Annotated in this window: 15 protein-coding genes; 5 read left to right on the forward strand and 10 right to left on the reverse strand. The window is 41.1% G+C overall.

The genetic code is table 11. The features are described 5' to 3' along the window. Positions 1–7 precede the first annotated feature (7 nt). Positions 8–502 (forward strand): thiol peroxidase, encoded by a 495-nt coding sequence (gene tpx, locus ABJK37_RS19405; RefSeq protein ID WP_348357322.1) that lies wholly within the window; start codon positions 8–10, stop codon positions 500–502. A 93-nt stretch (positions 503–595) separates the two neighbouring features. On the opposite strand, the gene rpoS is transcribed toward tpx, so the two are convergent. The 9 genes from rpoS to ABJK37_RS19450 form a co-directional block, all read right to left on the reverse strand. Further along, positions 596–1579 (reverse strand): RNA polymerase sigma factor RpoS, encoded by a 984-nt coding sequence (gene rpoS, locus ABJK37_RS19410; protein WP_215927167.1) that lies wholly within the window; start codon positions 1577–1579, stop codon positions 596–598. Positions 1580–1645: 66 nt separating this feature from the next. Continuing rightward, on the reverse strand, positions 1646–2497 hold the full coding sequence (locus ABJK37_RS19415; protein WP_348357325.1) for a peptidoglycan DD-metalloendopeptidase family protein: 852 nt from the start codon (positions 2495–2497) through the stop codon (positions 1646–1648). After that, positions 2497–3441: a DUF368 domain-containing protein gene (locus ABJK37_RS19420; protein ID WP_348357327.1), complete on the reverse strand. Its 945-nt coding sequence runs from the start codon at positions 3439–3441 to the stop codon at positions 2497–2499. Before ABJK37_RS19420 ends, ABJK37_RS19415 begins: the two co-directional genes overlap by 1 nt. Continuing rightward, entirely contained in the window at positions 3438–4076 is a 639-nt protein-coding gene (locus ABJK37_RS19425; RefSeq protein ID WP_348357329.1) for a protein-L-isoaspartate(D-aspartate) O-methyltransferase, read from the reverse strand. Before ABJK37_RS19425 ends, ABJK37_RS19420 begins: the two co-directional genes overlap by 4 nt. A 56-nt stretch (positions 4077–4132) precedes the next feature. Beyond that, a complete protein-coding gene (gene truD / locus ABJK37_RS19430; protein WP_348357331.1) occupies positions 4133–5176 on the reverse strand; it encodes a tRNA pseudouridine(13) synthase TruD in 1044 nt (347 codons plus the stop codon). Then, positions 5176–5667: a 2-C-methyl-D-erythritol 2,4-cyclodiphosphate synthase gene (ispF, locus tag ABJK37_RS19435; RefSeq protein WP_348357333.1), complete on the reverse strand. Its 492-nt coding sequence runs from the start codon at positions 5665–5667 to the stop codon at positions 5176–5178. Before ispF ends, truD begins: the two co-directional genes overlap by 1 nt. 21 nt (positions 5668–5688) lie before the next feature. Beyond that, entirely contained in the window at positions 5689–6402 is a 714-nt protein-coding gene (ispD, locus tag ABJK37_RS19440) for a 2-C-methyl-D-erythritol 4-phosphate cytidylyltransferase (protein WP_348357335.1), read from the reverse strand. 5 nt (positions 6403–6407) lie between these two features. Beyond that, positions 6408–6686, reverse strand: a complete 279-nt coding sequence (gene ftsB, locus ABJK37_RS19445; protein ID WP_215927179.1) for a cell division protein FtsB — start codon at positions 6684–6686, stop codon at positions 6408–6410. A 134-nt stretch (positions 6687–6820) separates the two neighbouring features. Next, the gene (locus ABJK37_RS19450; protein WP_348357337.1) at positions 6821–7435 is read right to left on the reverse strand and encodes a TIGR04211 family SH3 domain-containing protein; all 615 of its coding nucleotides are present in this window, start codon (positions 7433–7435) and stop codon (positions 6821–6823) included. 196 nt (positions 7436–7631) lie between these two features. On the opposite strand from ABJK37_RS19450, the gene ABJK37_RS19455 reads away from it, so the two are divergent. The 3 genes from ABJK37_RS19455 to ABJK37_RS19465 all read left to right on the forward strand — a co-directional run bounded on the left by ABJK37_RS19455 (position 7632) and on the right by ABJK37_RS19465 (position 11949). Beyond that, on the forward strand, positions 7632–8666 hold the full coding sequence (locus ABJK37_RS19455; protein WP_348357339.1) for a CYTH domain-containing protein: 1035 nt from the start codon (positions 7632–7634) through the stop codon (positions 8664–8666). 202 nt (positions 8667–8868) lie between these two features. After that, positions 8869–10509 (forward strand): acetolactate synthase large subunit, encoded by a 1641-nt coding sequence (locus ABJK37_RS19460; protein WP_348357341.1) that lies wholly within the window; start codon positions 8869–8871, stop codon positions 10507–10509. 9 nt (positions 10510–10518) lie between these two features. Then, positions 10519–11949, forward strand: a complete 1431-nt coding sequence (locus ABJK37_RS19465; protein ID WP_348357343.1) for an aldehyde dehydrogenase family protein — start codon at positions 10519–10521, stop codon at positions 11947–11949. Positions 11950–12008: 59 nt separating this feature from the next. Here the strand turns inward: ABJK37_RS19465 and mutH are convergent, their stop codons facing one another. Further along, positions 12009–12701, reverse strand: a complete 693-nt coding sequence (gene mutH, locus ABJK37_RS19470; RefSeq protein WP_348357345.1) for a DNA mismatch repair endonuclease MutH — start codon at positions 12699–12701, stop codon at positions 12009–12011. 103 nt (positions 12702–12804) lie between these two features. On the opposite strand from mutH, the gene rppH reads away from it, so the two are divergent. Next, the gene (gene rppH / locus ABJK37_RS19475; RefSeq protein WP_348357347.1) at positions 12805–13335 is read left to right on the forward strand and encodes an RNA pyrophosphohydrolase; all 531 of its coding nucleotides are present in this window, start codon (positions 12805–12807) and stop codon (positions 13333–13335) included. Positions 13336–13371 lie beyond the last annotated feature (36 nt).

Raw genomic sequence — 13371 nt, forward strand, 5'->3', positions numbered from 1 at the left:
ATAGAACATGGCTACAGTAACATTGCAAGGCAACGCCTTTAATACAGTAGGAGAGTTACCTGAAGTTGGAACTCAAGCTCCAGACTTTACGTTAGTAGAAACTGATTTATCAGAAACAACATTAGCAGACTATGCTGGTTCAAAACTCATCTTGAATATTTTTCCATCGGTTGACACTGGAGTATGCGCTACTTCAATCCGAACGTTTAATCAAAAAGCCAGCGATTTAAGTGATACAAAAATATTGTGTGTGTCTGCAGATTTACCTTTTGCTGCAGCAAGGTTTTGTGGTGCAGAAGGCATAAAAAATGTCGCCACTGGTTCAAGTTTCAGAGGCAGCTTTGGTAACGATTATGGTGTTAACTTTAGCGACGGCCCCTTGGCTGGTTTATTATCTCGTAGCATAGTTGTGATTGATGAAAAGGGAACAGTTATCCACACTGAGCAAGTTGCTGAGACTACACAAGAGCCAGATTACGCAGCAGCCATTGCTGTATTGTAGTTATTTAGAAAGTGAATCTTGTAATTAAAAAGCCTCAATTGAGGCTTTTTTAAGTTTTACGTTTTGAAGTTAGTCTAGAAAACAAAAGAGTGATTAAGTTAGCTTATTAAACAAAGCCTCTAAGTCTAAACCTTTATGACCTAACATATCTCTTAGTCTTCGTAGTGCCTCAACTTGAATTTGGCGCACTCTTTCTCGCGTCAGACCAATTTCAATACCCACATTTTCTAAGGTCGATGGTTCGTAACCTAATAGTCCAAAACGTCTTGCTAATACTTCTCGCTGTTTAGGATTCAAGTCTTCTAGCCATCTGATAATATTTAGTTTTATATCTGAATCTTGTAAATCTTCTTCAGGCCCATGACCCCTATCGTCAGCGATAACATCTAACAAAACTTTGTCATTTTCTCCACCAATAGGGGTGTCTACTGAGGTGATCCGTTCATTCAATCTCAACATTTTAGTGACGTCGTGAACTGGCTTATCTAGTGATTCAGCAATTTCATCTGCGGTAGGTTCATGATCGAGTTTTTGTGCCAACTCTCTCGCTGCGCGAAGGTAAACGTTTAATTCTTTCACTACATGGATAGGTAAACGAATCGTACGAGTCTGGTTCATGATGGCGCGTTCTATAGTTTGCCTAATCCACCAAGTGGCATAGGTTGAAAATCTGAACCCTCGCTCTGGATCAAACTTTTCAACGGCTCTAATTAGGCCTAAGTTGCCTTCTTCTATTAAATCAAGTAATGCCAAACCACGATTATTATAACGTCTGGCTATTTTTACGACTAAGCGCAAATTGCTTACGATCATACGTTTTCGTGATGCTTCATCGCCTTTCAAGGCTCTTCGTGAAAAGTAGACTTCTTCTTCTGCGGATAAAAGTGGGGAAAATCCTATTTCGCCTAAATACAATTGGGTTGCATCGAGATTCTTAGGTTTGTCTTCTGAATTGGCTAAAATATCTTCTAACTGTTCTTCGGCTTTTTTTTCAGCCTTGGCAAGTTCTCTTTCTACGGCATCTTCAATATCGCTGAAAGCATCTACTTCCACTAAAACTGTTTTATCTTGACCCATAATGATCACTCCTCAACGGTGGTGTTTTTTTAACTTCTCCTCATATATTTTTCTTATTTATTGTTATTATCTGTTTGGTAGAAAGCGCAAAGGGTTAATTGATTTCCCTTTGTATCTGACTTCAAAATGAAGCTTAACCTTATCGGTCCCACTACTACCCATAGTGGCAATTTTTTGGCCTGCCGTGACCCACTGCTGTTCTTTTACTAATATCTTGTCATTGTGAGCATAGGCCGTTAAATAGGCGTCAGAATGCTTGATAATGACTAATTTTCCAAAACCACGTAATGCATCGCCCGTGTATACTACTTTCCCATCGGCGGCTGCCAAAATTGGCATCCCAAGTTTTCCTGAAAAATCTAAGCCTTTGTTGCCTTGCTCTTTGGCCGAAAAACCACGTGAAACTCGTTCAGATGTAGGCCAATGCCAACGTTTAACTCGATCAGGAAATTGACCGGTAGCAGATCCAATTGGATCCTTGTTTACATTGTGTTCACTTTCACCATACGCCTGCTTTTTGGGAGGGTCAACAGATTGATTTATAATTATTTTTGAAGTCTGACCAGTATTAGTCTTCGACTTTAGTGGTATTGACTTAGGTAATTCAACAAGAGTCAAAATTTGCCCGGGTTGTATTTGGTATGGAGGAGAGATCCTATTTATTCTTGCTAGATCTCGATAGTCGTTACCTGAATACCAAGCAATTGAATATAAGGTTTCACCCGATTTGACTCGGTATGTGTTAGCTGAATAAGCTTGTGCTTCAAAATCTCTAAAGGTTTTCCCTTGGTAGAGCTCAGAAACTGGAGCGGGTCGACTGCGGTTTGAACAACTTGTATTGATTAAGCAGCAAAGCAACGTCCCGATAATTATCGAATTTTTGTTAAGTAAAAGACTGTTTTGCGTGCGGATTTCCATTAATTATCTGCTGGCTTTTGTCCCATTTTTTCGAGCACAACCACCATTAGCATGCCAACTATCATTAATGCAATGGCATACCACATATACGCTGGTTGTGAATGAAGCGATTCAAATGAGTGCGGCAAGATATTGTGTTGAACCAAAGGAATTTCTTTTCCGTGACGGTCAATCACTGATTCGATAGTTTGTTTCCAAGGCCAAACTTTGTTTAATGAACCCAACATAAATCCACCCAACAAGGCTAATGTCATGACTTTGTAGTGCTTAAACATCCAACTTAGTACATGGGAAAAGCTTAATAAACCGGCTGCACAACCTGCGGCAAATATGCATAAAGTGATTAGCTGTAACTCTTTGACTGCGGTTAACATAGGGGCGTACATTCCTAATAGTAGCAATATAAAACTGCCAGAAATTCCCGGTAAAATCATGGCGCAGATCGCAATCATTCCAGAGAGAAAAACAACAAATCCCGATGTTTCTATCGTGGTTGGGCTAATGGTAGTAACGAAATATGCCGCTGCCGTACCTACGACGAAAGTAGTAATAACGCCAATATCCCATTTTTGTATATGTCGAACGACAGACCATACCGCTGCCAATATTAATCCAAAAAAGAAAGACCACAATAAAATTGGGTGAGTATTCAGAAGATATAAAACCACACGTGACAAGGTTAGAATACTGATAATAACGCCACCAAATAACGCCAGCAGAAACCCCCCATTAATATGTTGCCAAGTAGACTTTATGCCTTCTTGGAACAATTTTTTCACTGCGCTGACACCACATTGTTTAAGTGAAAAGATGAGCTCTTCATAAATGCCAGTCATAAACGCGATGGTGCCGCCTGATACACCTGGTACTGAATCTGCTGCACCCATTAAAATACCTTTGGCTGCGATCCCCAAATAACTAGACATTGTTTTAGATGTTTTCAAATAATATCTCCGGCCACCAAAGGCACAAATCTGACAGCTTCAATAATTTTTGATTCAAATTCATCATTTCGTTTGGTAATACAATGTAACTGCTGACTTGCCTCACCAACTGGAATAATCAAACGGCCCCCTTCGTTGAGCTGCTGCAATAACTCTTCTGGCATTGAGCGAGCGGCAGCGGTGACTATGATTGCATCGTAGGGACCTTTACTGTTCCAACCTAACCAACCGTCACCGTGTTTCATTTTAACGTTATGTAAGTCCAATTGATTCATTCGTCGTTTGGCTTGAAATTGCAATGTCTTAATTCTTTCTACGGAATAAACACTAGCGAATAATTGCGCCAGGATTGCTGTTTGATAGCCAGACCCTGTTCCTATTTCCAACACGCTTTGTACTGGGTTGTCTGACTCTAATAATAACTCAGTCATGCGAGCTACTATGTAGGGTTGAGATATAGTTTGACCTTGTCCTATAGGTAAAGCTGTATTTTGATAGGCTTTGTGTTTCAGGGCGTCAGGCAAAAAAAGTTCTCTTGGGATTTTGGCTATAGCGGTCAGTACTTTAGTATTGCTAATGCCTTCTTTATGTAATAGTTGAGCAAGGCTTTCACCTTTACGTGATGTTATTCTCATTTAATGCCTATTCTTATTATTATTTGCTGCAAAACGGTATGATCCATATCTGGAATTTAAACAAGGTTGTTTTCTTGCACATCAAGTAACTCTCGCAGAACTGAAGTCGCAAAGGTACCTGCTGGAAGTGAGAAACTTAGGTTTAATGTATCATTTGTTATTGACCATTCAAGATCATTTGGAAATAAGTTTATGGCCCTTCTTTCTTGCTTTAACCCTAAATCTTCAAGTGTTTTGGTAATACTGAGATGTTGTTGTGCAAATTCACTTTCAAACTGTAGCGCTTCGCCTTCGCTTGCTAATTGTCCTTGTCCCCACAACGGCGCTGATAAGTATATATCTCTTTGAGCAATTCTTTGTTTAATACTGTCGTCTATATGAGTTGCACAGAAAAAACTATGACTACCAGCCAATTGCATCACATCACCATTCAATGCGTGACTAAAATAATCATTTTGTAGTCTGCGGTGTAGTACTTCATTAAATAGCCAAGAGCGCAGCGCAGAAATAGCCATTGAACGTTTGTTTCTATTACGAATGGCTTCGCCGTTGAGCATCTTATCAGCTAAAACTAAATTTCCCCCTCTGGGGTCGTGCTGTGTGCTTCCAAATCGCTGTGAACCATAATAATTAGGTACGCCGCTGCGCTTTATCTGCTCTAGTCGTGCATCAATGCCGGCAGTTTTAGATAGCTGTCTAAGTGTGATATTAAATCGATTGCCTTTTAATACCCCGGTTCGTAGCTTTTTATTATGGCGTATCGATTTCAATATTTCAGCGCCAGGCTCGTTAAATTCCGCCCAGTCAAATTCACCTTTACCAGGCAGATGCACGCTAAACCATTGTTCTGTTTGGGCGTGTTTGTCTTTACGGCCAGCATAAGTCACAGCCCGCAGTGGTAATTGAGTGAATTTGGCAATTTGCTCTGCTAAATAAGCCGTGTTCAATCCCGTTTTACGTACCCATAAGTAGATATGCTCTCCTTCACCAATGGGTTCATAACCTAAAACTTCGGTCACTTTAAAGTCTTCAGGAACAGACTTAAATTGTCCTGAAATGTCGAGTTTAGGATATAGGTGTTGCCAGTGATCAATTTGCATTACATGTTGTCTGATTGTTGAGTTAATAGCACCACCGCATAAGCTGCAATGCCTTCTTTGCGGCCAGCAAATCCTAGTTTTTCGGTGGTGGTGGCTTTAACATTTATCTGGTTAACATCAGCGCTTAAGTCAGCGGCGATATTTGAGCGCATAGCTTCAATGTGAGGTGCCATTTTGGGGGTTTGAGCCACAATAGTGAGATCCAAGTTTCCCAGCTGATAGTGTTTTTCTGTCACGAGCTTGTAGACATGACGAAGTAACTCGCGGCTGTTTATTCCTGCTAGTTGCGGATCGGTATCTGGGAAATGTTTACCAATGTCTCCTAAAGCTAAAGCACCTAACAAAGCATCACATAGGGCATGTAGTACAACATCGCCATCAGAGTGGGCAAGTAACCCCATCTCGTGATCAATTGAAACGCCAGCAATAACGATAGGACCCGAACCTCCAAATTTATGCACATCATAACCGTGGCCAATTCTTATACTCATACTTCGCTCAACTTCCTTTCATTACTTTGCTTGTTGTTGAGTCAGATAAAATTCTGCCAATAACAAATCTTCAGGTTGGGTTATTTTGATATTTGAGGCTCGACCTTCAACCAATATCACTTTTTCGCCAAGATATTCAATGGCTGATGCTTCATCAGTAGTAGAGACGTTTTGGTGACGTGTCTCGTTTAGTGCTCGGCGTAATGTGCCACAATTAAAAAACTGTGGAGTTAATGCGTGCCACAAGTTTTCTCTGGGTTCAGTATGTTTGACATAACTCTGTTGGCTTGTTTTGCATTCAGCTGAACGTTTCATTGTATCGCGAACAGGAGTAGCTAAAATCCCGCCGATATTACCTTGGTTTGCCAATTGCAATAATGCAGTTAAATCTGATTGAGCTAAACAGGGGCGTGCAGCATCATGCACCAGCACCCAATCTTTATCTTCAGACAAATAATTAAGTCCAGCTAATACCGAATCACTGCGTTCTTGACCACCTTCAACTACTTTAATATCAATATGATTCGCAATAGGCAACTGCGCGAATAACGTGTCATTTGCATTGAGCACCACAACAACTTGTTTTATTTGTTCGTGGGCTAACAAATTCGCCAGAGTATGTTCAATGATAGTTTTACCGGCAATATGCAAATATTGTTTCGGGCATTCGGCTTGCATACGTTTGCCTATGCCTGCAGCGGGTACAACAGCAGAGTATTGGGGAAGTGAAGCCATAGAAACTAATCGACTGAAGGCAAAATACGATAAAATGTTTCGCCTTGTTTTATCAGGCCTAACTCATTTCTTGCACGTTCTTCTGCCGCTTCCAAGCCAATTTTCAAGTCATGAATATCTGCTTTCAACAAGCTATTTCGTTGCCTTAAATTAGCGTTTTGAGTAACTTGTAAGGCGACTTCTTTTTTTAAAATGATAAAATCAGGAATGCTATTTTTACCGAACCACAGACGATATTGGAGCAAACAAAATAGTGTGAACAATAGCGCCACCACCCATTTCATCGTTTTTGCCTCCAATTCATCGTCATCGCCTTATTATGTAGAGGTTTGATAGAGAGGACTCGTGGTATCCAATATCTGCGTAGTCCTTCTACATTTTGACCTTATTAAGGTTCACTTATTTTAATAACTAGATACTACATCCAATTATCGTTTCTGCGTCTCTTCTTGGGTAAATAGGTAAGCACAATTCCTAACAGTAAACTAATAACTGCAACAATTCCCCCTCGAGTAAACCATTCCATTTGTGCAGTTTGGTCATAATCGGCAAGGGTTTGCGTGATTGTTAAATTTTCTTTTTCAGCTTCACTTAGCTTCTTCTTCAAGTTGCTATTTTGTGAAGTGAGATCAGCAATTTGCTGGTTAAGTAAGTCATTACTTTGGCGTTGTTGTTGGATAGTTTGTTCAGCACTTTGAACTTGTTGTTGAAGACCGGGCACTAATTCCCTAACACTGCTGCTGACACTAATAAAATCAGCATCAACCCAACCTGTGCGTTGTTTGTCATCGATTATTTCAACAAAATTTTTCTCTGTGTCTTCTTGTAGTAAAGTTACCCGAGTTCCCGCTACTACTGAGCCCAAAATCCTGAAATTTCGTCCTGGCCCTGCATGTAGATAAGTAAACAAATCATCTGAAATAAAACGAATTTCACCTTCGCTATCATTCGGCTCCTGCGCCAGTGTCTGTGCACCCAATAAACTACAAGTTATGAATAAAAAAAGTAAAACTATTTGTTTGCGTATAATCAAAAAAACGTACTCCTAAAAATATGCTGTAAATGGTATTGCCTGACTAAAAGAAAGGCAAGGGACTATTTGCGTTTAGAGCAATACAGTTAACGCACTGATGCGCTTTTGCGACACTTCTTATATTGTATAGTAGGATTTGAACCGCTAAGGTAAGTCCATCACTCAGAGACTGACGTTTATCTGCCCAAAAGGTTTTATGGAATACGAAATTGAACTCAAGTTGCTCACCAGTCAAGATGCTGGTGATATTATAGAAAAAAAACTACTTCCACAGCTCAATGCTAGCATCACTCAACAAACGCTAGTGTTAACTAACCACTATTTTGACACGCCCGATAGAAAATTGCGCCAAAACGATATAGGCCTGAGAATAAGGGGGTTTAATCAAAAATATGAACAAACGCTAAAAACCGCAGGTAAGTCTATCGGTGGTTTGCATCAACGTCCCGAATATAATGTGGATTTAGACGAATCAAAACAGCAAAGTGTTAAAGTCCCCAATCTTCGATTGTTTCCACGTTCAGCTTGGCCAGAAAGTATTGAGGTTGACGATATACAGTCTGAAATAGAAACGCTGTTCACCACCCATTTTCATCGAAGTGTATACTTGCTGGAATACTCACAGGGGGACGTTGTAGAGCTAGTTTGGGATTTAGGCGAAATAGAGTCAGGGGGTAAGAGTATCCCCATTTGTGAGCTTGAACTGGAACTCAAACAAGGCGATACCAAGATCCTTTTTGATTTAGCTGAATCTATTGTTGCAATAATGCCAACGTCTATAGGTACGCAAAGCAAAGCCGCTCGAGGCTATAGACTGCTGGATGGATTTCCCGCTAAAACTTTCAGGCAATATCAACCACAAACTAAAGATAATACACCAAACTCAGCCCAAGAGTTTTCCCTCGTGTTGACTGAAAACTTACAATTTTTTCAAATGCTTAGTGTTGAAATACAACGCCAGTATAGCGAGCAATTAGCGAACGATATCACTTTGGTACTTGGCGAACTAAGCAACAGTTTATTTAAATTTACGCAGCATTTTCCTTGTGAACAATTAGATACTATTCTCAGCAAAGTCAGAAAGTTGCGCGATGACTGGTTGTTAGGGATACAGCAAAAAAACAAAGTTGCAGCCAATAATATACTGACTAATGCCCAAACAACTCAATTACAGTTAGACATTGTGCAATATTTAGTTGAACAGCCTTGGGTCTCAACGGTTGTGGAATAAGTGAAATAAATTTAGTGAATGGGTTGCAGAAGGTTTATTTTTAACGATGAAACAATTGTAAAGTTTTGTTCCATATAAAAAAATGATTTAACTAATCGGTTTTTTATACTTTACCAGTACTACTAACATACGGATTATGTATCAGATACAAACTAAGGTTTTACTTTTTTTGTTAACCCTACAGTCTTGATTAGGAGCGTCCATGAAAGCGTCAGATTTATTTGTCAAAGCCCTTGAAGCAGAAGGTGTCGAGTATATATTTGGGATCCCAGGGGAAGAAAACCTAGACTTATTGGAATCACTTCGAGAGTCACCTATTAAATTAATTTTAACTCGACATGAGCAGGGAGCGGGGTTCATGGCGGCAACTTATGGTCGATTAACTGGGAAAGTGGGAGTCTGTTTATCGACCCTCGGTCCTGGAGCGACTAATTTGGTGACCCCAGCCGCTTATGCGCAACTAGGTGCGATGCCAATGATGATGATCACTGGACAAAAACCTGTGAAAACGAGTAAGCAAGGACGATTTCAAGTTATTGATGCCGTAGACATGATGCGTCCAATTACTAAATACACCACCCAGTTGGTGAGCGGAGACCGGATTCCCTCTGCTATCCGTGAGGCCTTCAGGTTAGCTCATGATGAACGCCCGGGTGCAACACACATTGAATTACCTGAAGATATCGCTGCTGAAGAAACTCATGCACACTTGCTTACGCCGAGCATCAGTCGACGCCCAATTGCTGAATATAAAGCGATCAATAAAGCGGTTGAAATGATTGAAGCGGCTAAGTCTCCGCTATTATTAATCGGTGCGGCAGCCAACCGTAAATTGACCTCTAAAATGTTGAAAGAATTGGTTGATAAAACGGGTATTCCCTATGTGACGACACAAATGGGTAAAGGCGTGTTAGATGAAAGTGATGACCTGTTTATGGGTAACACTGCGTTATCTGCAGGGGACTTTGTGCATCGCGTTATCGACAGTGCCGACCTAATCATAAACGTTGGTCACGATGTTGTAGAAAAGCCACCATTTTTTATGAAACATGGTGGTCGGCAGGTTATTCACGTTAACTTTGAACCAGCTGCAGTTGATCCAGTTTATTTTCCACAACTAGAAGTAGTAGGTGATATTGCTAATACGATTTGGCAGCTTAAAGAACAGATAAACTCACAACCTAATTGGGACTTTAGTTTCTTCAGAAAGGCCCATAACGCCTACTTAGAGCATAAAGCTGAAAGCGAAAATGATGATCGTTTTCCAATATTGCCCGAGCGCTTTGTTCGAGACATACGCGAAGCTATGCCCAAAGACGGCATAGTGACCTTAGATAACGGCGTATACAAAATTTGGTTTGCTCGAAATTATCCAGCTGCCTTGCCTAACACATTATTGTTAGATAATGCCTTGGCCACAATGGGGGCCGGCCTACCGTCAGCAATGGCTGCGAAAATGGTCTACCCAAATAAGCCAGTTATTACCGTGTGTGGCGATGGCGGTTTTATGATGAATAGCCAAGAATTAGAAACCGCAGTGCGCCTCAAGTTGCATATAGTGGTAATCATCTTACGTGATGATGCCTACGGTATGATTAAGTGGAAACAAGCCAATATGGAGTTTGAGAACTTTGGTTTGGATTACGGTAACCCTGACTTTGTCAAATATGTAGAAAGTTATGGAGGTTTCGGCTGGAGAGTTGATTCAGCTGCTGGTTTGTTACCACAAGTTAAAAAATGTTTAGCCGAACCTGGTGTCCATTTAATTGATGTACCTGTTGATTACACGTTAAATGATGAAACACTTAATCAAACACTTCGTATTCGAAGTGAAGCCGTTTAAGGAGTCAACATGTTAGAGAAAGCTTACCCCTATTATTTGGCAAATGAAGCCGTTTTTGCCAACCAAGATTTGGAAATCACTAACAAATATACCAATGAGGTGGCAACACATGTGGCTATGGCCGATGCGACAGTCATAGATCAAGCCATTGCTGCTGCGCAAGCCAGTCAACCTTTGTTAAATAAGATGGCACCTTATGAGCGTCAAAATATTATTAACCATTGTGTTAAACGTTTTGAAGAACGTTTTGATGAGTTGGCCCATGCTTTGTGTATCGAAGCTGGAAAACCCATTAAAGACGCTCGCGGAGAAGTGACGCGTTTAATTGATACCTTTCGTATTGCTGCAGAAGAATCGGTTCGAATGCATGGCGAGGTGTTGAACCTCGAAATTACCCCTCGCGCTAAAGGCTACACCGGTATGTACAAACGTGTACCGATTGGCCCTTGTTCTTTTATTTCGCCTTTTAATTTCCCGTTAAACTTAGCTGCACACAAAATTGCTCCCGCCTTGGCCACTGGTTGTGCGTTTGTACTTAAGCCAGCTAGCCGCACTCCCTTAGGGGCGATTATCATTGGTGAAATTTTAGCAGAAACTGATTTACCTAAAGGCGCGTTTTCAATCTTACCTTGTAGTCGAGATGGTGCGGATTTATTCACTACTGACGACAGATTTAAATTGCTTAGTTTTACTGGCTCACCGCAAGTAGGTTGGGACTTAAAAGCAAAAGCCGGTAAAAAACCAGTGATCTTAGAATTAGGTGGCAACGCTGCTTGTGTGGTTGACCACGACTCTGATTTAGATGATGCCATCGAACGTATAGTATTTGGTGCTTATTACCAATCAGGCCAAAGTTGTATCAGTGTGCAGCGGGTAATTGTACATGAATCTATTTATGATGATTTCAAAAAACGTTATACCGATCGAGTCGCTAACTTAGTACATGGTGATCCATTAAAAGAAGATACCTTTATTGGTCCGATGATTTCTGAATCTGAAGCATCACGTTTAGACACTTGGGTTCAAGAAGCGGTCGCAGCGGGTGCCAAACTATTATGTGGCGGTAAACGTGACGGAAACATGTTGCAAGCGACTTTGCTTGAAAACGTACCCGCTGATGCCGCTATCAATACCGAAGAAGCCTTTGGTCCAGTATCAGTATTAAGCTCATTCAGTGATTTTGATGAAGCGCTAAAAGAGGTAAACAACAGTCAGTTTGGTTTACAAGCCGGTGTATTCACTCGTGATATCTATAAAGCTCACAAAGCTTGGGACGAACTAGATGTAGGCGGTGTGGTGATTGGTGACGTACCTAGCTGGCGCGTAGACAACATGCCCTACGGCGGCGTGAAAGAATCAGGGTTAGGACGTGAAGGGATCACTTTTGCAATGGAAGATATGACGGAGATTAGATTGATGGTCTTAAGGACACCAAGTTAATCCCTGAAATACACGCCACATAGCGATAAGTGTGAGTGACAAATTCATGCTTATCGCTATTATGGGACATTATTGAAAAAAGCCTGCAGAATTTTTCCAGTGAACTCTTTTCTTAAGTAAAATCCTCGTGGTCTAGTTTCAATTATCTGTCCATTACTTCCCACTGCTTTTGTTAATGCATTACCGTTGGCGGCCTTGGGTCTTAATTGCAAGTATTGTCCGTGCCTAGCAGTAATTTTTTCTATCTGACCTAGGGCAATCATTTCCATTAACTCTTCCCAGTCAGTGCGTAATTGCTCGTCTTGTTGTTTATCGGGCGACCATAAAAAGGGGGTGGCTATACATCTATCTCGTGGCGCGACTTCTCTTCTTCCATCGATAGGGATCCAAAGTACTTGTTGGATCTTGTTTTTAACGCTGCTGGTTTGCCATTCTATGCCAGCAATGTTTGTCAGAGGTGCAAAACAAACGTAAGTCGTTTCTAAAGGTTTACCCTGCTCATCAATAGGAATTGTTTTTAACTCTACACCTAAACCGGCAAAATCTTGTTGGGATTTAGAGCCTGCACTGGCTCCGAGGCACAGCTCCAGCAGTTGCCCAGTCCAGCCTTTTTCACGCTTGAAGTCATTGGGAACTTTTACGCGAGCCAACTCTGCTACCTCACCTAAGGTGAGTCCTGCCAACGCTGACGCTCTTTGCATTAACTCTAGCTTAGATTTAGGTTCGGTATTTGGCATGCTAAATAGTTTCATTTGGATACTTTTACTTATTGAATACTTTTTTTATTCCTTTGAATGCACGGTAGTTTATGGAAGAATGCATGACATTAAAAGAATTGAGTTCTCGGGAGTCTAAGTGATTGATGCCGAAGGATTCCGCGCCAATGTTGGTATAGTGATTTGCAATACGTTAGGCCAGGTTTTTTGGGCTAGACGTTATGGGCAACATTCTTGGCAGTTTCCGCAAGGCGGAATCGATGAAGGTGAAACTGCTGAACAAACAATGTATCGCGAACTCCATGAAGAAGTAGGGTTAAAGCCGGAACATGTAAAAATTCTGGGGGTCACCAAAAATTGGTTGCGTTACAAATTGCCTAAGCGATTGGTTAGGCAAGGGAGTAATCCTGTTTGTATCGGACAAAAACAGAAATGGTTTTTACTGCAACTTGTCTGTAAAGAAGAGGATGTAGACTTATTACAATCAGGCCATCCTGAATTTGACGACTGGCGCTGGGTCAGCTTCTGGTACCCAGTTCGCAATGTGGTGTCTTTCAAACGGGATGTTTACCGTCGCGTGATGAAGGAGTTTTCGGCAACCGCAATGCCAGATACGGTAGTGCAAAACCAAGGTGGCTATCAAAAGTCAAAACGGCGCAGAAAGGCTTAGAAATTGTTGACCATTTATTTGTATGGAAATGAATGG

Source organism: Paraglaciecola sp. (genome assembly GCF_039964565.1).
Classification (GTDB): domain Bacteria; phylum Pseudomonadota; class Gammaproteobacteria; order Enterobacterales; family Alteromonadaceae; genus Paraglaciecola.

Excerpts from the sequence above, each read along its gene's own strand:
- tpx (WP_348357322.1), top strand. The coding sequence starts at position 8 with ATGGCTACAGTAACATTGCAAGGCAACGCCTTTAATACAGTAGGAGAG.
- rpoS (WP_215927167.1), bottom strand. The coding sequence starts at position 1,579 with ATGGGTCAAGATAAAACAGTTTTAGTGGAAGTAGATGCTTTCAGCGAT.
- ABJK37_RS19415 (WP_348357325.1), bottom strand. The coding sequence starts at position 2,497 with ATGGAAATCCGCACGCAAAACAGTCTTTTACTTAACAAAAATTCGATA.
- ABJK37_RS19425 (WP_348357329.1), bottom strand. The coding sequence starts at position 4,076 with ATGAGAATAACATCACGTAAAGGTGAAAGCCTTGCTCAACTATTACAT.
- truD (WP_348357331.1), bottom strand. The coding sequence starts at position 5,176 with ATGCAAATTGATCACTGGCAACACCTATATCCTAAACTCGACATTTCA.
- ispF (WP_348357333.1), bottom strand. The coding sequence starts at position 5,667 with ATGAGTATAAGAATTGGCCACGGTTATGATGTGCATAAATTTGGAGGT.
- ispD (WP_348357335.1), bottom strand. The coding sequence starts at position 6,402 with ATGGCTTCACTTCCCCAATACTCTGCTGTTGTACCCGCTGCAGGCATA.
- ftsB (WP_215927179.1), bottom strand. The coding sequence starts at position 6,686 with ATGAAATGGGTGGTGGCGCTATTGTTCACACTATTTTGTTTGCTCCAA.
- ABJK37_RS19455 (WP_348357339.1), top strand. The coding sequence starts at position 7,632 with ATGGAATACGAAATTGAACTCAAGTTGCTCACCAGTCAAGATGCTGGT.
- ABJK37_RS19460 (WP_348357341.1), top strand. The coding sequence starts at position 8,869 with ATGAAAGCGTCAGATTTATTTGTCAAAGCCCTTGAAGCAGAAGGTGTC.
- ABJK37_RS19465 (WP_348357343.1), top strand. The coding sequence starts at position 10,519 with ATGTTAGAGAAAGCTTACCCCTATTATTTGGCAAATGAAGCCGTTTTT.
- mutH (WP_348357345.1), bottom strand. The coding sequence starts at position 12,701 with ATGAAACTATTTAGCATGCCAAATACCGAACCTAAATCTAAGCTAGAG.